Origin of the sequence: Streptomyces coryli (assembly GCF_011044975.1) — a bacterium.
GTDB classification, from domain to species: Bacteria; Actinomycetota; Actinomycetes; order Streptomycetales; family Streptomycetaceae; genus Streptomyces; species Streptomyces coryli.
In genome coordinates, this window is sequence record NZ_JAAKZV010000007.1 from 64,130 (window position 1) to 83,541 (window position 19,412).

At 72.1% G+C, this 19,412-nt stretch carries 14 protein-coding genes; 13 read left to right on the forward strand and 1 reads right to left on the reverse strand.

Annotated elements, in window-relative coordinates; all coding sequences use genetic code 11:
• Positions 1-58: 58 nt before the first annotated feature.
• Genes G5C51_RS03630 through G5C51_RS43965 form a run of 13 tightly spaced genes read left to right on the forward strand, consistent with a single transcriptional unit; the run spans position 59 to position 17,514 of the window.
• Positions 59-1,333, forward strand: coding sequence for an ABC transporter substrate-binding protein (locus tag G5C51_RS03630; protein ID WP_165231433.1), 1,275 nt, complete (start codon positions 59-61; stop codon positions 1,331-1,333).
• A gap of 15 nt (positions 1,334-1,348) precedes the next feature.
• On the forward strand, positions 1,349-2,245 hold the full coding sequence (locus G5C51_RS03635) for a carbohydrate ABC transporter permease (RefSeq protein ID WP_165231436.1): 897 nt from the start codon (positions 1,349-1,351) through the stop codon (positions 2,243-2,245).
• Positions 2,242-3,186 (forward strand): carbohydrate ABC transporter permease, encoded by a 945-nt coding sequence (locus G5C51_RS03640; protein WP_206313368.1) that lies wholly within the window; start codon positions 2,242-2,244, stop codon positions 3,184-3,186. Before G5C51_RS03635 ends, G5C51_RS03640 begins: the two co-directional genes overlap by 4 nt.
• 5 nt (positions 3,187-3,191) lie before the next feature.
• The gene (locus tag G5C51_RS03645) at positions 3,192-5,117 is read left to right on the forward strand and encodes a DUF8034 domain-containing protein (protein ID WP_165231439.1); all 1,926 of its coding nucleotides are present in this window, start codon (positions 3,192-3,194) and stop codon (positions 5,115-5,117) included.
• A gap of 23 nt (positions 5,118-5,140) precedes the next feature.
• Positions 5,141-5,908 carry an RraA family protein gene (locus tag G5C51_RS03650; RefSeq protein WP_165231442.1) on the forward strand — a complete coding sequence of 256 codons (768 nt, stop codon included), beginning with the start codon at positions 5,141-5,143 and terminating at the stop codon, positions 5,906-5,908.
• A 39-nt stretch (positions 5,909-5,947) separates the two neighbouring features.
• A complete protein-coding gene (locus G5C51_RS03655; RefSeq protein WP_165231445.1) occupies positions 5,948-7,822 on the forward strand; it encodes a right-handed parallel beta-helix repeat-containing protein in 1,875 nt (624 codons plus the stop codon).
• Between the two features lie 7 nt (positions 7,823-7,829).
• Positions 7,830-8,600, forward strand: a complete 771-nt coding sequence (locus G5C51_RS03660; RefSeq protein ID WP_165231448.1) for an enoyl-CoA hydratase/isomerase family protein — start codon at positions 7,830-7,832, stop codon at positions 8,598-8,600.
• Between the two features lie 36 nt (positions 8,601-8,636).
• Positions 8,637-9,845: a CaiB/BaiF CoA transferase family protein gene (locus G5C51_RS03665; RefSeq protein ID WP_165231451.1), complete on the forward strand. Its 1,209-nt coding sequence runs from the start codon at positions 8,637-8,639 to the stop codon at positions 9,843-9,845.
• The gene (locus G5C51_RS03670) at positions 9,842-11,035 is read left to right on the forward strand and encodes a carbohydrate ABC transporter substrate-binding protein (RefSeq protein ID WP_165231454.1); all 1,194 of its coding nucleotides are present in this window, start codon (positions 9,842-9,844) and stop codon (positions 11,033-11,035) included. The genes G5C51_RS03665 and G5C51_RS03670 overlap by 4 nt, the downstream gene beginning before the upstream one ends.
• Positions 11,032-11,769 carry an SDR family NAD(P)-dependent oxidoreductase gene (locus G5C51_RS03675; RefSeq protein WP_338118003.1) on the forward strand — a complete coding sequence of 246 codons (738 nt, stop codon included), beginning with the start codon at positions 11,032-11,034 and terminating at the stop codon, positions 11,767-11,769. Before G5C51_RS03670 ends, G5C51_RS03675 begins: the two co-directional genes overlap by 4 nt.
• The gene (locus tag G5C51_RS03680) at positions 11,766-12,875 is read left to right on the forward strand and encodes an aldose 1-epimerase family protein (protein WP_165231457.1); all 1,110 of its coding nucleotides are present in this window, start codon (positions 11,766-11,768) and stop codon (positions 12,873-12,875) included. Before G5C51_RS03675 ends, G5C51_RS03680 begins: the two co-directional genes overlap by 4 nt.
• Positions 12,868-15,273: a glycoside hydrolase family 95 protein gene (locus G5C51_RS03685; protein ID WP_165231460.1), complete on the forward strand. Its 2,406-nt coding sequence runs from the start codon at positions 12,868-12,870 to the stop codon at positions 15,271-15,273. Before G5C51_RS03680 ends, G5C51_RS03685 begins: the two co-directional genes overlap by 8 nt.
• Before the next feature lie 21 nt (positions 15,274-15,294).
• Positions 15,295-17,514 (forward strand): Ig-like domain-containing protein, encoded by a 2,220-nt coding sequence (locus G5C51_RS43965; protein WP_165231463.1) that lies wholly within the window; start codon positions 15,295-15,297, stop codon positions 17,512-17,514.
• Here G5C51_RS43965 and G5C51_RS03695 read toward each other — a convergent pair.
• The coding region (locus G5C51_RS03695) for a glycoside hydrolase family 127 protein (RefSeq protein WP_206313369.1) at positions 17,504-19,412 on the reverse strand (1,909 nt) is incomplete at its 5' end. The two genes, G5C51_RS43965 and G5C51_RS03695, sit on opposite strands and share 11 nt — an antisense overlap.

Genomic DNA, 19,412 nt, shown 5'->3' on the forward strand with positions numbered 1-19,412 from the left:
GTTGCTCGATTACTGACCCAGTAAACCGTGATCAGACGTGCTCGCCAAGGAGGAAGACATGCGTCTTCGGCGGACGGAACGAGTGTGGGCGGGTGCGGCCGCGGCATTGCTGACCGCCGCCCTCGCGGGGTGTGGATCCGGCGGCTTCTCCGAGGACGCCTCCTCGGACTCCGGCGACGGCGGCACCATCCGCATGCTCGTCAACATCACCCCGAACCTGACCCAGGAGTACTGGGACAAGCTGGTCAAGCCCTTCGAGGAGAAGCGCGACGGCGTCGACGTCAAGATCGAGGCGCCGACCGGCAAGGGCGTCGCGGACACCCTGCAGCAGCAGCTCGCCGCCGGCGACGCCCCGGACGTGGTCGAGACGCTCATGGTGGACGAGGCGCTGGCGCCCAAGATGCTCGAACTGACCGACCAGCCATGGGCGAAGAAGGCGCCGCTCGCCAAGCAGGCGGCGCTGAAGGGCAAGATCTACAACGTCGGCATCGGCGAACAGGCCCAGTCCCTCGTCTACTACAACAAGGACGCCTTCGCGAAGGCCGGCATCGACCAGCCGCCCACCACCCTCGACGAACTCACCGCGGCCATGGGCAAGCTGAAGAAGGCCGGCTACCTGCCGCTGCAGACCTCGGGCGAGTTCGTCACCGGGCTGCAGCTGCTGCAGCTCTCCGACCCCTCCCTCGCCCAGCGGCACCCGCACTGGCACCGCGACATCGGCGACGGCAAGCTCAAGGCCGGCGAGTCGATGCTGCCGTATCTCGAGCTCTACGACAGCTGGCTGGAGAAGGGCTACCTCGACAAGAACGCGATGGGCCTGAAGAACGCCGACGGCGAGACCGGCTTCCTCGGCGGCAAGTCCGCCATGTACGTGATGGGCAGCTGGTTCACCGCCTCCGAGGCCGCCGCCGAGAAGGACTTCGAGGTCGGCGTCTTCCCGGCCCCGGTCGCCGAGGGCCAGGACCATCCGGGGCCGCAGGGCGCCACGATGGCCGCCCCGTACCTGATCCTCAAGGACGCCAAGAAGCGGCAGCTCGCGCTCGACCTCGTCGAGTACCTGGTCACCGACAAGAAGGCCCTGGCAGCGCAGCTGCGCCAGGACGGCAACTTCCGCCGCGGCTTCGACCGGAAGTTCACGCCGCTGGAGAAGCAGGTGCAGCAGATCCTCGAGGCCGCCCCGGCCGGCGTGGCGCAGGGCGAGGGATACGGCGACGACACCCTGCCGCGCGGCTTCAACGCGGCCTTCAACACCGAGGTGCAGGGGCTGTACACCGGCCGCTCGCCCAAGGACGTGGCCGAAGCGGTGGACCGCTGGGTCGAATCCCACTCCTGACCCGGAAGGCTGCCGATGCCGAGCACACGCACCCTCGCCAGGAGACGGGACGGACTGACGTCCCTGCTCATGGCGGGTCCCGCCACCGCCCTCTACACCGTCATGCTGGTCGTCCCCGTCGGCCTGGCCTGCTACCTCAGCCTCACCGACTGGGACGGCTACAGCGCCCAGCCGGAGGTCGTCGGCGCGGCCAACTACGCCGACCTGGCCGGCGATCCGGCGCTGCGCCGCGCGGTCACCGTCACCTTCCTGCTGGCGGCGGCCGGGACGCTCGGGCTCAATGTCCTGGGCCTCGGCTTCGCGCTGCTGCTCAACGGCACCTCGCGGGCGAACTCCTTCTTCCGCATGGTGATGTTCTATCCGCACGTGCTCAGCGCCCTGGTCGTCGGCTTCCTGTGGAGCGCGATCCTGGGCACCACGGGCGCCGTCAACAGCTTCGTCACCTCCAAGGGCGGCGAGGTGCTGCCGTTCCTCTCCGACCCCGACTGGGCGCTGGCCACCATGATCGCGGTCGTCATCTGGGCGGCCTTCGGCGTCAACGTGGTGCTCTACCTGGCGGGGCTGCAGGCCGTACCGCACTCGCTGATCGAGGCCGCGCGCATCGACGGCGCCACCAGGTGGCAGGCCTTCCGGCACGTCACCCTGCCCGCGCTCGGCCCCTCCGTGACCATCAACCTGGTGCTGTCCCTGGTCACGCTGCTCAAGACCTACGACCTCGTGGTGTCACTCACCGCCGGCGGACCCGGCGGTCACACCCAGACGATCGCCTACCTCATCCTCTGGGACTCCTTCCACGACGGCCGGCTCGGCTACGGCTCCGCGCAGTCGGTGGTGCTCATGCTCGTCACGGCACTGCTGGCCCTGGCCGTCACCCGGCTGCGGCGGCGCGGAGAGATGGCGGTGTTCTCATGACCCTGCACAGCGAGCCTGCCGCGCCCGAGCGGGCGGCCCCGGCGGCTACCGAGGCCGGTGCCGGCGCGATCACCCCTCGCGCGCCGCGCCGGACGCGGACCGGGCCTCCCGGGCGCCGCCGCCGATGGCTGCGGACCGGCTTCCTCACCGCCGTCGCGGTGCTGATGCTCATCCCGCTCTACGTCCTCGTCGTCAACGCCTTCAAGTCGCAGCAGGAAATCCTCACCAGTCCGTTCGGACTCCCGGCGGGCGGGCCGGACTTCTCGTACCTGCAGAAGGTCTTCGAGAACAAGCAGTTCAACATCATGCGCGGCTACGGCGTGACCCTGCTCTTCGTCGTCTGCGTCAATGTCCTCTCCATCGCGCTCGCCGGCCCGGCCGCCTACGTCATCGCCCGCAGCGCCAAGCGCCGCTACCGCGCGCTGATGCTCTTCTTCCTGGCCGGCACCTTCATCCCCAGCCAGGTGCTGGTGATCCCGGTCGTGTACGTGCTCAAGACGCTCGGCCTCATGGGCACCATCCGCGGCTTCGTGCTCTTCGAGACGGTGCTCACCCTGCCGTTCTCGATCTTCCTGTACGCCGGCTACATCGCCACCATCCCGCGGGAGCTGGACCAGGCGGCGGCCGTCGACGGCGCCGGACGGATCCGCACCTTCTGGCGCATCATCTTCCCGCTGATGCGCCCGGTGGTCGCCACCATGGTCATCCTCAACACCTTCTCGGTGTGGAACGACTTCGTGAACCCGCAGATCATCCTCGGCCCCGGCAGCGGCCTCTACACCGTCACCACCGGCGTGTACGCGGCGGTCAGCCAGTACCAGACCGACTACACCGTCGTCTTCCCCACCCTCCTGGTGGCCATCGCACCGCTGCTCGTCTTCTTCGTCTTCATGCAGCGGCACATCATCAGCGGCCTCACGGCCGGGGCGTCGAAGGGCTGATGACCATGACCACACCGACCCCGCCCCGCGTCACCGCCACCGTGCCCACCGGGCCGCCGCCCGCCTGGGCCATACTGCAGCGCCGGCTCTTCGACGCGCTCGACGAGGCATGGCGCACCTTCGCCGACCGCTACTGCGCCCCGGACGGCTCGCTGCGCTACGCGGGCCCGCTCGCCAGCCGGGACGGCGCCGACGACTTCTACGAGGCGTTCTTCAACTGGCCCGTCCTGTACCAGCTCGGCGGCGCCGACGACCTCCTCGGCGCCGCCAAGCACCACTGGCACGGCGTCACCGCCCAGCTCACCGAGGCGGGCTACGTCATCGACGAATTCGAGCGCGGCTACGACTGGTTCCACATGGGCGAGTCCCTGCTGCTGTTCTACGGCATCTGCGCCGCCGACCCGGGCGACGCCGACTTCGAGCGCCGCGCCCACCGCTTCGCCGACCTGTATCTGCCGGACTCATCGACCGGCAACTACGACCCGGCGGCCCGGATCATCCGCGCCCCGCACAACGGCGCCGGCGGCCCCCGCTACGGCGTCAACGAGGAATGGGCCTCGTACGGCGCCGACTTGGCCTCGATGCGCCCGTACGGCCTGCCGCTGCGCGACCTGCCCGGCATGACGGACTGGGCGGACCTCGAGGACCCCGGCAACGCCGCCCGGATGGGCGCCGCCATGACCGAACGCCTCGGCCGCGGCGACGCCGCCGTGAACCTCGCCGCCACGAGCCTCGCCACCAACGCCTGGCTGTACGGCCACGACGACCGCTACCGCGACTGGGCGCTGGCGTACACCGACGCCTGGCAGCAACGGGCCGCCGCAGGCGACGGCATCCTCCCCGACAATGTCGGACCGTCCGGCCGGGTGGGCGAGCTGCACGGCGGGCGCTGGTACGGCGGCAACTACGGCTGGGCCTGGCCGCACGGCATCTACAGCGTCGGCGCCGCCGCCGTGATCGCCGCGGTCAACACCGTGCTGCTCACCGGCACGGACGAGCGCCTGGCCATCGGCCGCGGCCCGCTGGACCTCGTCGCCCGGCACGCGCGGCACGCGGCCGTCACCGAGACGGAGATGAGCATCAGCGACCGCTGGCTGGCGGAGCTGGGCGAGGACGCGGGCCGGCCGACGATGCTGGTGCCCAACCGGCATGCGGACGGCGGCTGGTTCGACTACCAGCCGCCCCAGCTCGGCCTGCCGCTGTGGCTGTGGCAGGCGAGCACGGATGCCGCGGACGGCGAGCGCGTCGAGGCCCTCCGCAAGGGCGCCGGCTACGACTGGCGCACCGTGCGCGACTTCCGCAACAAGGAGGAGGCCGGGCACGAGGCGCCCTGGCTGGAGTATCTGCGCGGCGAGAACCCCGGCTACCCCGAGGCCGTCCTGCGCGTCGCCCTCGCCCAGGTCGAGCGGCGGATGGCGCTCATCGACGCCGACACCAGCACGCCCGAGACCCTGGACATCCACCACTGGCAGCGGCACAACCCGGTGGTCACCGAGGCGCTACTGCAGCTGACCGCGGGCACGCCGCAGGTCCTCTACAACGGCGGCCTGCTGCCCCTGCGCATCGCCTACCGCGACACCCTGCGCGGCCGGCCGGGACTGCCCGCCGACGTCGCCGCGCTGGTCGAGGAGGCCGGCCCAGGCCACGTAACCCTGCAGCTGCTGCACACCGGACTCACCGGCACCCGCCGGGTCGCGGTCTGCGCCGGATCACTCGGCGAGCACCGCATCGACTCCGCCGTGCTCGACGAGGCCGCGCCCGGCTACCCCGGCAACCCGCGCGCCTACTCCGCCCCGACGCCCGCCACGACCACGCGCGAACTGCGCGTGGCCGGGCCGCGCCTGGAGGTCGAGCTGCCGCCCGGGCGCCGCATCCGGCTGCACCTGAACCTGACCCCCCGCGCCTACCAGGCCGCTCACCGCACCGCATGACCCCGACGATGTGAGGAGATTCAGTGGAGGACGAGACCGTGTGGGAGCTGCCGGTACGCGGCAAGCAGCCCGGCAGCGCGGACCCCGAGCTCGTCGAGCGGCTGACCGCCGTCTCGTCGGCGACCGCCTGCGCGAAGCTGCACGGGCAGGGCATCCGCCGCACGTTCATGTCCGGACCGCGCCCCCTGGCGGCCGGGCAGAAGATCGCCGGACGGGCGCGCACCCTGCAGTTCATGCCGCAGCGCGAGGACGTCGCCTCCGGCCTCGGCCAGGAGTACGTGGAGCGGCACACCGCGCTGTGGGCGGTGCTGGAGGCGGTGGAGCCCGGCGACGTGCTCGTGGTGCAGGCGTACGGCAGCAGCCACACCGGCTGCTTCGGCGACATGCTGGTGCGCTACTTCCAGCGCAAGGGCGGCGCCGGAATCGTCGTCGACGGCTGCATCCGCGACGCGCCCCGGGTGCGGGAGACCGGCCTGCCCATCTGGTCCACCGGCGTCACCCCGCACTACGCCTCCCAGGCCGAGCTGTTCCCGTGGGCCTACGACGTGCCGGTGGCCTGCGGCGGCGCCCTCGTGCTGCCCGGCGACCTGGTGGTCGCCGACGACGACGGACCCGTGGTGGTGCCCCGGCAGCGGGCCGCGGACGTGATCGCCGCCGCCCGCGAGCACGAGCAGTGGGAGCGCTTCAGCCGCAGCCGGATCGAGGAGGGGGGTGCGCTCACCGACTACTACCCGCTGACCCCCGACACCCGTGCCGAGTACGAGCGCTGGCGCGGCGACGGCGCCGGCTGACCCCCAGACACCCGCACGCCCGACGAGCAAGGAGATCGTGTGTTCCGCAAGTACCGCAGAACCCGGACCCCGTTACTGCTGGCGGCCGCCGGCGCGCTGCTGCTCGGCGGCGCCACCCTGCCCCAGGCGAACAGCGCCGACGGCTGCGACCCGAAGGAGTTCTTCGTCGCACCCGACGGCAGCGACCGCGGCGAGGGCACCAAGGACGACGCCTGGCGGACCGTCGCGCACGCCCGCGACCAGCTCCGCGCGGACGGCCTGACCAAGGACATGGCCTGCGACGTCGTCGTGAACCTGCGGGCGGGCGACTACCCGGTGGACAAGGCCGTCGAGTTCGACGAGCGCGACTCCGGGTCCGGCGGCCACCAGGTGGTCTACCGCAGCTACGACGGGCCCGGCAAGGCCCGTATCACCGGGGCGAAGCCGGTCTCCGGCTGGCAGGAGTACAAGGACGGCATCTACCGGGCCGACGTCGGCAAGGACGCCTCCTTCTACACCCTCTTCGAGGACGGCAAGCGCGCCACCACCGCCCGCTTCCCCAACCGTCGCACCGACACCGAGTGGGCCCCGTATCTGATCTCCACCATCCCCGAGCCGGAGAAAGAGGCGGTGCGCCGCTGGCTGTGGGCCAAGCCCGGGGACATGGACCCGAAGTGGGACCCGGAGGACCTGGCCAAGGCCACGGTGACGATCTGGTCCGGCGGCAGCTGGAGCTGGTTCACGGACACCGTGCCGATCAAGGACGTGAACCTCGAGGAGGGCCAGATCTCCCTCGAGTACCAGACCCGCTACGCCATGATGAACAGCCGCAGCGGATCCCGGTACTTCCTCCAGGACTCCCTCGCCTTCCTCGACCAGGCCGGTGAGTACTACCTGGACAAGGAGAAGGGCCAGCTCTACTACAAGCCCCGCGGCGACATCAAGGACGCCAAGGTGCTGGCGCCCACGACCACGAAGCTGCTCGACATCGCCGGCAGCAGCGAGCGGCACCGGGTGCGCGACATCACCTTCGACGGCCTCGCGCTCCAGTACAGCGACTACCTGGAGTGGTACCGGTTCGGCTGGGTCGATGACGGCGACTCCGGCTTCGAGCACAAGTACCCGATGTACGACCGGCAGATCGAGATGCACCGCAATCGCTTCGGTGCGGTGACGGTGACCAACAGCAAGGACATCACACTGACCGGGATGCACATCTCCGACACCGGCTATCACGCCGTCTACGCGCTCTTCGCCAATGAGGGCCTGACGGTCAAGAACAGCCTGCTGGAGAACATCGGCGCCGACGGCATCAAGGTCGAGGGCCCGTATCCGGGGGAGGGCGACACCTCCAAGGGCCACCTGTTCACCAACAACTACATCTCCCACTTCGGGGAGCTGGTGCCGGGCGACGCCGCCGGCGTCGAGCTGATGGACACCGGACACAACACCGTCAGCCACAGCGTCATCGAGCACTCCGCCCGCTACGGCATCAGCCTCGAGGTGCGCCCGGAGGTCAAGGCGGAGGACAACTACGCCCGCGAGAACACCTTCGAGTACCTGCGCATCAACGAAGCCGGCCTGGACAGCGGCGACATGGGCGCCTTCTACACGTACGGCGTCGAGAACGAGGAGCCGCACCCGGTCGACAACCACGTCCGCCAGGTCGTCATCGGCGACGTCATTCCCGACCCCTCGATGCCGGACAGCGGCACCCGCGGCGTGCACATGGACGCCGGCGGCTGCGGCTTCAGCTTCACCGACATCGAGGTCGGCAAGGTCACCGACGACAAGTACCAGAGCTATCAGTGCAACCAGGTCAAGAACGCTAACTGGGAGGACGGCTTCGACGCCTCGCGGATGGAGTACGACAAGATCGGTGTGACCGACGCCTTCCCGTACCCGAAGCCGAAGTCCGCCAAGGACGGGGAGTGACCTCGGAATGAGCGGGCGCATCCGCTGCGAGACGCAGGGGCCGGTCGCGGTCGTGACCCTCGACCGGCCGGAGAAGCTCAACGCCCTCACCCCAAAGATGGCGGACGAGCTGCGCCGCACCCTGGCCGGCCTGGACGCGGACGCCGCCGTGCGAGCCGTCGTCCTGGCCGGCGCGGGGGAGCGGGCCTTCTGTGCCGGCAGCGACATCGCGGGTCTCGACGCGTACGAGACCCCGTGGGCCTTCCGCAACCGGCTCGACTACGGGGATGTGGTGCGGGAGTTGCGCACGCCGCTCATCGCCGCCGTCGGGGGCCACGCCCTCGGCGGCGGGCTGGAGCTGGCGCTGTCCTGCGACATCCGGATCGCGGGGGAGTCGGCGCGGTTCGCCGCCCCGGAGATCAAGCTGGGCTGGATCGGCGGCAGCGGGCAGGCGGCGCTGCTGGCGCACAGCATCGGCGCGTCCAACGCCGCGCTGATGCTGCTCACCGGCGACCCGATCGATGCGGCGCAGGCGCTGGCCTGGGGTCTGGTCAGCCGCGTCGTCCCGGACGCCGAGCTGCTGCCGGAGGCGGTCGCGCTGGCCGGGCGGATCGCCGCCCGGGCGCCGATCGCCGCGCAGACCGCCAAGGCCAATCTGCGGGCGGCGCACAGCATGCCGCTGCAGCAGGCCATCCAGTACGAGCGCGACCTGCAGACGGTGTGCTTCGCCACGGAGGACGCCGCCGAGGGCCGGGCCGCCTTCGCCGAGCGGCGCGAGCCGCGGTTCACCGGCCGCTGAGCCACTGCTGAGCCACTACGGAGGGACAGACAGATCATGGGAATCCTGGACGGCTACCGGGTGGTCGATCTGTCGATCGCCATGGCGGGGCCGCTGGCGGCGATGCGGCTCGGCGACCTCGGCGCCGACGTGGTGAAGGTCGAGCCGCCGGGCGGGGAGTGGCAGCGCCGCGCCCCCGCCGGCGGTGCCACCGGCACCGAGCTGAACGCCTCCTTCCTCTCGCTCAACCGCAACAAGCGCAGCCTCGCCGCCGACCTCAAGACGAGCGAAGGACGCGAGGTGGTGCGGGACCTGGTCCGCGGCGCGGACGTGTTCCTGCAGAACTACCGGCCCGGGGTCGCCGAGCGCCTCGGCATGGACTACGCGGCGGTCCGGGAGGTCAACCCCGGCATCGTCTACGTCTCCATCTCCGGCTACGGCGACAGCGGCCCGTACGCGGACCGGCCCGGGCAGGATCTGCTGCTGCAGGCCATGTCCGGAGCCATGTACAGCGTCGGGCGGGAGTCGGACCCGCCCGCCCCGGCGGGGACCTACGCGGTCGACGCCATCACCGCGTACTCCGCCTTCGAAGGCGCGCTGGCCGCCCTGCTGCACCGGGAGCGCACCGGCGAGGGCCAGCTGGTGAAGGTGAACATGCTGGACGCCGCCATCGCGGTGCAGATGCAGGAGCTGTCGGTGTACACCGTCGGCGGCGTCCCGCAGCGACGCGGCGCCGAGCCGCACGGGCACACCTATATCCGCGCCCCGTACGGGGTGTTCACCACCAAGGACGGCCATCTCGCGCTGGCGATGCCGCCGCTCGACGCCCTCGGCGAGGCGCTCGGGCTGCCCGAACTGGCCGCGTACGACACGGACGTGGACGGCCACGGCAGGCGCGACGAGATCACCGCGCTGGTACGGGCCCGGCTGCCGCGGCACACCACCGCCGAGTGGCTGGAGCTGTTCGCCGAGCGCGGCATCTGGGCCGGGCCGGTGCATACGTACGCCGATGTCGTCGCCGATCCGCAGGTGCGGCACAACGGCTCGTTCGTCACCTACCGGCACCCGGTGGAGGGCGAGGTGACCACGCCCGGCTTCCCGTACCGCTTCAGCGCCACCCCGCCGGAGGTGCGCCGCGGCGCCCCGCTGGCCGGTGAGCACACCCGGGAAGTCCTCGGCGAACTGGGTTATCCGGAGCAGCGGGTGGCGGCGCTGCTCGCCGAGGGCGCCATCGCCGCCCGGAACCGGGAGGAAGAGATGTCATGACCGCGACGACGACGGAACCACCCCGCGCCACCGCGGAGCTGCGCGGGCTGACCTGGGACCACCCCCGCGGCTACGCGCCGCTCGAGGAACTCGCCCGGCTCGACGCCTCCCTGCCGCCCGGCTGCGAGACGGTCGGCCGGCCGCTGCGCTGGGACCGGCAGCCGCTCTCCGGCTTCGAGTCCACCCCCCTCACCGCCCTCGCCCCCGACTACGACCTCCTCGTCGTGGACCACCCGGGCCTCGGCGCCGCCGTCGAGGCGGACTGCCTGATGCCGCTGGAAGAGCTCTTCGGCCCCGCCGAGCTGCGCGGCTGGCGGGAGCGCAGCGTCGGCGCCAGCTTCGCCAGTTACGTGCTCGACGGCCGCACCTGGGCGCTGCCGCTGGACGCCGCCGCACAGGTCGCCGCCGCGCGTCCCGACCTGATGGCGGGGCATCCGCTGCCGCGCACCTGGGCGGAGGTGCGCGACCTGCCGGTGCCGGTCGCACTCTGCCTGGGCGGCCCGCACGCCTTCCTCACCTTCTGCTCGCTCGTCCTGGCCCAGGGCGCGGAGCCGGCCACGGACGGCGACCGGCTCGTCTCCCGGGAGGCCGCGCTGCCCGCGCTCGACCTCATGGCGGTACTCGCCGACCGCACCCCGGCGCCGCTGCGCGACGCGAACCCGATCGGGCTGCTGCGCGCGATGGCGGCGGCCGGCGGGCCCGCGTACTGCCCGCTGGTGTACGGCTATGTCACCTACACCCGCGCCGGGCCGTATCCGCTGGCCTTCGCCGACGCCCCGACGTGGCGGCCGGGCGGCCCCGTGGGCAGCGTGCTCGGCGGCGCCGGACTCGCCGTCTCCCGCCGCCGCACCGACGACCTCGGCACCCGCGGCGCGGTCCGCGATCACCTGCGCCGGCTGCTGGCGGACCCGGTGCAGCGCGAGCTGTTCCCGGTCACCGGCGGCCAGCCCGCGGCCCGCGCCGCCTGGACCGACGCCTGGACCAACGAGCGGTGGGGCGGCTTCTACCGCGCCACCCTCGCCACCGTCGAGGCCGCCTGGGTGCGGCCGCGGTGGCCCGGCTATCCGGAATTCCAGGAGGCGGCCTCCCGACTGCTGCGCGCGGGGCTGGCCGAGGGCCGCCCGCACCGGGCGCTGCTAGACGCCCTCGATGACCACTACCGCACCTACCGGGAGAGGAGCACTCCGTGAGCACCGCAGTAGTGACCGGTGCGGCAGGCGGCCTCGGCCGAGCCATCAGCCGCCGGCTGGCCGCCGACGGGCACGCCGTCGCCCTGCTCGACGTCGAAGGCCCGGCGCTGGAGCAGGCCGTCAAGGACCTCACCGAGGCGGGCGGCACCGCGCTGCCGCTCGCCGCCGATCTGCGCGACGCCGACGCCGTCGAGGCCGCCTTCGCCCGCGCCGGCGAGGAGTTGGGCACCGTCGGCATCCTGGTCAACAACGCCGCGATCTACCCGTCCCGGCCGTTCCTCGAGGTGCCGCTCGCCGAGTACGACGACGTGCACGCGGTCAACCAGCGCGGCTACTGGCTCTGCGCCCAGACCGCCGCCCGCGCCATGACGGAGGCCGGTGGCGGCGCGATCGTCAACGTCGCCTCCATCACCATGAGCGGCGGCTGGGCCGACCTCGCCGCCTACGTAGCCACCAAGGGCGCCGCCGCCGCCCTCACCCGCGCCCTGGCCCGCGAGCTCGGCCCGCACGGCATCCGCGTCAACTGCGTGGCGCCCGGCGCCTTCCCCACCGCCGCCGAGGAGATCCATCCCGACCGGGCGGCGTACGAGGCCCGCATCCTGGACCACCAGGCGCTCAAGCGCCGCGGCACGCCCGACGAGCTGGCCGCGGTGGTGGCCTTTCTGGCCGGTTCCGACGCCGCGTTCGTCACCGGGCAGACGCTCAACGTCGACGGCGGGTGGGTGATGTCATGAAGATCCACGGACAGGAGCTCGGTCCCCGCGACCTGGCCGCCCGTGCCGGTGAGACGGCCGCCGCCGGGGGCGTCCGCCTGGTCACACTCGCTGACGGCGCCGAACGCGGCATCCGCACCCTGGAGTTCCGCACCGGCAGCGGCCTGGCCTTCGACGTCCTGGTCGACCGGTGCATGGACATCGGTGCCGCGGAACACGCCGGGCAGGCCTTCGGCTGGCGCTCGCGCACCGGCTTCCGGCACCCGGCGCTGCACGAGCACGCCGACGAGGAGGGCCTGTCCTGGCTGCGCTCCTTCTCCGGCCTGACCGTGACAGGGGGCCTCGACCACACCCTCTTCGGCGGCGAGGTGGACGCGACCGGCTACCGCTACCCACCGCGCCCGTCCGTACGGCACGGCCTGCACGGCCGGGTCGCCAACCTGCCCGCCCGGCTGAAGGGTTACGGCGAGCACTGGGACGGCGACGCCTGTGTGCTGTGGGCCGAGGGACAGGTCCGGCAGGCCGCGGTCTTCGCCGAGAACCTGACCCTGACCCGCCGCATCGAGGCCGATCTGGGCGGCGATGAGATCCGGCTCACCGACACGGTCACCAACCCCGGCTTCGACCCGATGCCGCACATGTTCCTCTACCACATCAACCTCGGCTGGCCGCTGCTCGACGAGGGCAGCCGCTTCCTCGCCCCGGTCGCCAAGACGCTGTGGCACTCCGACAGCGTCACCGACCAGTGCGCCGACCACCGCATGCTGCCGGCCCCCCGGCCGGGCTTCGTCGAGCAGGTCTACGAGCACGAGCTGCGCGAGGTCGCCCCGGGCCGTACCGGAGCGGCCGTGGTCAACGACCGGCTGGAACTGGCCGTGAGCGTCGACTGGGAGCGGTCCGCGTTCCCCTGCTTCTTCCAGTGGCTCAACCTCCGGGCCGGCGACTACGCGATCGGCCTCGAGCCCTCCACCCACCACGTCGCCGGGGACGCGGCCGCCCGCGCCGACGACTCCATGATCTGGCTCGGTCCGGGCGAGTCCCGGACGTACCGCACCCGCTTCCGCGTGCACCGCGGAGCCGACGCCCTCGCCGCCCTCGAGACACAGCTGGAGCCGAGCGATGCCTGAGTTGTCCAGACGCCACGTACTGGCGGCCGCCGGAGCCGGCGCCGCGGCGACCGCGCTGCCCACCGGCGCGTACGCATTGCCCGGCGCGTCGCGGCGCTCCGACCCCAACCCGATGCGGCTGTGGTACACCGCCCCCGCCGCCGAGTGGCTGGAGGCGCTGCCGGTCGGCAATGGCCGCCTCGGCGCGATGGTGTTCGGCCGCACCGACACGGAGCGGCTGCAGCTGAACGAGGACAGCCTGTGGGCCGGAGGGCCGAACGACTACGCCCAGCCGGACGCCGCCCGCCACCTGGCGGAGGTCCGCCGCCTGGTGGTCGAGGAGAAGTGGTACCAGGCGCAGCTGCTGGCCGAGGAGCACTTCCTCGGCACCCCCTCGGAGCAGGCCGCCTACCAGGTCCTCGGCGACCTCGAACTCGCCCTCGCGGGCGACGGCGAGACCACCGGCTACGAGCGCGAACTGGACCTGGAGACGGCCGTCACCCGCGTCACCTACACCCGCGGCGGCGTACGCCACACCCGCGAGGTCTTCGCCAGCGGTCCGGACCAGGTCCTGGTCGTACGGCTGACCGCCGATACCCCGGGCAGCGTGGGCTTCACCGCCCGCTTCAGCACCCCGCAGAAGGCCTCCGCCGCGACCGTCGACGACCGCACCATCGCGCTCGACGGCGTCGGCGGCGACTGGCAGGGCCTCGAGGGCAAGGTGCGCTTCCGGGCGCTGGCCCGCGCGGTTCCCGAGGGCGGGCAGGTGCGTACCGAGGGCGGCGAGCTGACCGTGACCGGCGCCGACGCCGTCACCCTCATCGTCTCCATGGCCACCAGCTACCGCGACTACCTGGACGTCTCGGCGGACGAGGCCGCCCGCGCCCGCCGCCACCTGGAGCCGGCCGCGCGGATGCCGTACGAGCTGCTGCGCCGCCGCCATGTGGCCGACCACCGCCGCCTGTTCAGCCGGGTCGGCATCGACCTCGGCACCTCCGATCGCACCGCCCTGCCCACCAACGAGCGCGTCCCGCTCTTCAAGGACGGCGGCGATCCGCAGCTGGCCGCGCTGTACTTCCAGTACGGCCGCTATCTGCTCGCCTCCTGCTCCCGCAGCCCCGGCCAGGCCGCGAACCTGCAGGGCCTGTGGAACGAGAGCATGACCCCCAACTGGGAGTCCAAGTACACGATCAACATCAACTTCGAGATGAACTACTGGCCGGCCGGGCCCGCCAATCTCGCCGAGTGCTGGGAGCCCGCCGCGGACATGATCCACGAGCTGGCCAGATCCGGCGCCCGCACCGCCAAGGCCCTCTACGACGCCCCGGGCTGGGTCGCGCACCACAACACCGACGGCTGGCGCGGCACCGCGCCCGTCGACCACGCCTTCTACGGCATGTGGCCCACCGGCGGCGCCTGGCTGTGCCTGCTGCTGTGGGACCACTACCGCTTCACCGGCGATACGGGCGTCCTCAGCCGCAACTACCCGGTCCTGAAGGGTGCGATCGACTTCTTCCTGGACTTCCTGGTCGAGGACGCGAAGACCGGCTACCTGGTCACCAACCCCTCGCACTCGCCCGAGGTCGGCCACCACGAGGACGAGGGCGAGAACGTCAGCATCTGCGCCGGGCCCACCATGGACATGCAGCTGCTGCGCGATCTCTTCGACGCTTTCCGTTCTGCCGCCGTGGTCCTCGACCGCGACCCCGGCCTGGCCGCCCGGGTCAGCGAGGTCCGCGACCGGCTCGCCCCGAACCAGGTCGGCTACGCGGGCCAGCTCCAGGAGTGGCTGGAGGACTGGGAGGAGGCGGCGCTGGTCAAGCACCGGCACGTATCGCAGCTCTACGGGCTCTTCCCCAGCGCCCAGATCACCCCCAGGAAGACTCCGGAGCTGGCCGCGGCCGCACGCAGGACGCTGGAGCTGCGCGGCACCTCGGGCACCGGCTGGTCGCTCGCCTGGAAGATCAATTGGTACGCCCGGCTGCTCGACGCCGACCTCGCGTACCAGCGGCTGAGCGACCTCCTCACCCCGGCCCGTACCGCCCCCAACCTCTTCGACCTGCACCCGCCGTTCCAGATCGACGGCAACTTCGGCGGCGTCTCCGGGATCACCGAGATGCTGCTGCAGAGCCACGCCGGCGAGATCGAGCTGCTGCCCGCCCTGCCGGACGCCTGGCCGGACGGCTCCTTCCGCGGGTTGCGCGCCCGCGACGGCTTCGAGATCGACCTGGAGTGGAAGGCCGGGAAGGTGGTGCACGCCGCGGTGCGCTCCCTGCTCGGCCACCCCATCCGCCTGCGCACCCCGCACCCCGTCGACATCGAGGGTGCCACCGCGGAACGCCCCGAGGAGCACGTGGTGTCCTTCGCCACCCGCCCAGGGGCCACCTATCACGTGAGAGCCGCGCAGACCCGTCACTGACTCACCAAGGAGCAGGCGAACGTGACTGACGCAAACGGAACTGCCGCACCGCACACACCACTCGGCCGCCGGGCCTTCGTGGCCGGCTCGGGAGCCGTGCTGGGCGCGGCCGCGCTGGCCGGCTGGCCGCCGCACACCGCATACGCCGCCCCCGCGCCGGAGACCCGGGCCGCGATCCCGGCGTTCCCCGGCGCCGAGGGCGGCGGCAAGTTCGCCACCGGGGGCCGCGACGGCGAGGTCTACGAGGTCACCACCCTCGACGACTCCGGCCCCGGCTCGCTGCGCGAGGCGGTCTCGGCCGACAACCGCACGGTCGTCTTCCGGGTCTCCGGCACCATCCAGCTCAAGGGCGGCCTGGACATCACCGGCTCGAACCTCACCATCGCGGGGCAGACCGCACCCGGCGGCGGCATCTGCGTGGCCGGCAACGAGACGGAGATCAAGGGCAGCAACATCATCCTGCGCTATCTGCGCTTCCGCGGCGGTGACGAACTGGGCACGCCCATCGACACGTTCGGGATGGAAGGCCAGGAGAACGTCATCATCGACCACTGCTCCATCAGCTGGGCGGTGGACGAGAACTGTTCCCCGTACAAGAACAAGAACGTCACCCTGCAGTGGTGCATCATCTCCGAGCCGCTGACCATGTCGGCGCACGAGAAGGGACGGCACGGCTTCGGCGGCATCTGGGGCGGCGACAACGTCTCTTACCACCATAACCTGCTGGTCCACAACGGCGGCCGCAACCCGCGGTTCGGCTTCGAGGAGGGCCTGAACCAGCTGGCCGACTCCCGCAACAACGTGATTTACAACTACGGCTACACCTCCTGCTACGGCGGCGAGTGGGCCGAGGGCATCAACATCGTCGGCAACTACTACAAGCCGGGTCCCAACACCCTGGAGGACATCGCGCCGGTCATCGTCAGCCCGGACCGCTTCGGCGCCTGGTACGTCGCCGGGAACGTCATCGAGGGCCACGACGAGGTCACCCAGGACAACCGCGAGGGCATCAAGCTGGGCGTCGGCGGCATCACGCTGCTCGACAAGCCGGCCGACCTGGCCCATCCGCTGCCGGAGCAGAGCGCGAAGGAGGCGTACGAGGCGGTGCTGGCCGGCGCGGGCGCGATCCTGCCGCGACGGGACGCGATCGACGCGCGGATCGTCGCCGATGTGCGCGGCGGTACGGGACGGATGATCAACTCCCAGCGGGAGGTGGGCGGCTGGGTGCCGCTGGTCTCCACGAAGCCGCCCGCCGACTCCGACCACGACGGCGTCCCGGACGACTGGACGGGGGAGGGGGAGGGCGGATACACGCGGCTGGAGACGTATCTGAACTCGATCGAGCGCACCGGCAAGGACAACCCCACGGTGACCCTCAAGTCCCCGTCGCCCGACCAGGTCTTCACGACCGACGTCGCCTTCGAGGTCGAGGCCTCGGCGGCCGCCGGCGAGACCATCGCCACCGTCGAGTACTACGCGGGCGACAAGAAGCTGGGCGAAACCACGAAGGCGCCGCACACCTTCACCTGGACCGGCGTCGCGGACGGCACCCACTACCTCACCGCCCGCGCCACCGACTCCGCCGGCACCGCAACCGCGTCCACCTGCACCCCGGTCCACGTCAACCACACGACGGCGACCACGCCATGGCGCCTGAAGGACATCGGCAAAGTGCCCATCGCCGGTGCGGCGGCGCTGGACGGCGGGACCATCACGCTCAAGGGCTCCGGCAAGGTCGTCGGCCGCGAGGACGCCTGCAGCTTCCTCTACCAGCCGGTCAGCGCGCCGGAGGACGAGGTCGTGGAGATCATCGCCCGGCTCGACTCCCTGCCGCCGGTCTACGAAGGCGTCATGGCGGGCCTGATGATCCGCGAGAACCTCACCCCCGACTCCGCGTTCCTGATGCTCGGCATCACCTATCTCGACGGCGGCCTGAAGGCGCGCGGCTTCCGGATCGGGCGGTACGGCACCGAGACCTCCGACAGCGTCTATCCGTGGGACGGGGCGGAGAACGAGCACCTGGGCGACCTGCCGTACTACCTGCGGATCACCAAGCGCGGCGCCGAGATCCAGGGGCATGTCTCCTCGGACGGGCTGAACTGGGGCAGCCACGTCGTCTACGAGCGCATCCCCATGGTCGACCGCGTCTACCTGGGGCTGGCCGTGGACGCCAACAAGGAGGCCAACGCCGTGGCGCACTACGCCACGGCGGCCTTCACCCACGTGAAGATCAATAAGTAGCCAGCGGCATCCACACCCGCATGGCGCCGTCGCCGCGGTTGTCCCACTGGAAGTAGGGCACCGCGGTGGCGGTCGCCGGGCGGCTCGTGTCGTCGGTGTGCGGGCCGCCGTGGGTGCGGTACGGCAGGCCCGCCTCGTGGTCGCCGGAGACCGCGGCCGCGGCGGTGCGCAGCAGCACCGTACGGCCGACGCCGTCCAGGTCGTCCACGTCCACTTCCTCGAAGGCCGCGTCCGGCGGCAGCGCGAGGTCGTCCACCGCGTCGCCGGGCGCCTGGTCCGCCTGCTCGAAGCAGTACACCAGCGGTCCGCGTTCGACGGCGGCGCAGCCGCGGACCGCGTCGATACGCGGGTGCGGCACGGTCAGCCGCGGCGTCATGTCCAGCTCCAGCACGACCCGGTCGCCGGGACGCCAGGCGCGGCGCAGCAGCGCGTAGCCGCTCTCGTCCGGTGCGGCCGGGCCGCGCTCGCCGGCGGCCTCGATCCAGGTGCTTGTGCTCCACGGCGGGATCCGCAGCGCGAGCGCCCACGGCTCGTCCGGGGCGTGCGTGACCGTGACGGCGACCTGGCCGCGCCACGGATAGTCGGTCTCCACCCGCAGCCCCAGCTCGCCGCCCGCGAACGGCAGCGACAGCTCCATGGGCGCGTACTGGTGCAGGTGGAGGGTGTCGCCCGCCTGCGTGGCCGCGTAGTGCTCCAGCGACGCCACCAGGCGCGTGACGGCCGGCGGGCAGCAGGCCGAGTAGAACCACTCGTCGCGGCAGCGCGGATCGCCCACCGCGTCGGCGTGGTCGGGGCGGCGCTGCAGCGGGTTGCCCTTGTAGTACGTGCGGCCGTCCGCCGAGCGGGCGGCGCCGAAGGCGTTGTAGAGCGTGCGCTCGATGAGGTCGGCGTAGCGGGCCTCGCCGGTGGCCAGCAGCAGCCGCCAGCTCCACTGGATGCTCGCCGCCGAGGCGCAGGTCTCGTTGTACGACAGGTCGGGCGGCAGCTCGTACCGCTCGCCGAAGACCTCACCCACCTGCCGGGAGCCGAGGCCGCCGGTCAGCGACGTGCGGGCCGCGACCATGTCCTCCCAGCGGGCGATGGAGGCGGCCAGCAGCTCGTCGTCGCCGGTCTCGACGGCGACGTCGACAACCCCGGCTTCCAGGTACAGGCCGCGCACGGCATGCCCGGTCATCGCGGGGGCCTCGCGTACCGGCAGGTGGTCCTGCCGGTGCCGCTCGCCGTGTTTGTGCCGGCCGACCAGGCCGCGGCCGCGGCGCTCGGTGAAGGCCGTGGCCAGCTCCAGATATCGGGTCTCGCCGGTCGCGCGGTAGAGCTCCACCAGGGCGGTCTCGACCTCGGGGTGGCCGTCGAGTCCCGGGCCGGGATCGGCAAGGAAGACGGCGGCGAGGTGGTCGGCGCAGCGGCGGGCCACCGCGAGCAGCCGGCCGTCGGGGTCGGCGGCGCCGCGGTGGGCGGCGACGGCGGCCTGCATCAAGTGCCCGGCGCAGTAGTGCTCATGGCTGTCGACCAGGCGGGTGTAGCGCTCGCCGGGGGAGGCGACCTGGTAGTGCGAGTCGAGGTAGCCGTCCTCTTGCTGGGCCCGTTCGAGGAGCTGTGCCGTGCCGGCGGAGAAGGCGGTGAGGGCCGCGTCGTCCGGTGCGTGCTGCAGCTCCCAGGCCGCGGACTCCAGGATCTTGTGCACATCGGAGTCCATGTAGACCGGGCCGCGGAAGTCGCCGTCCGCCTCGCCCGCGGCGATGCGGAGGTTGCGTATGTTGCCCGCCTTCTCCAGCCACTGGATGGCCAGCGGCAGGCTGACGGTGCGGTTGACGTCCTGCCAGCGCCGTAACGGGCCGCCGGTCAGCTCGATGCGCCGCGGCCGCAGCGGGCGGTGGGCGGAGCGGGCGGCGGGGGAG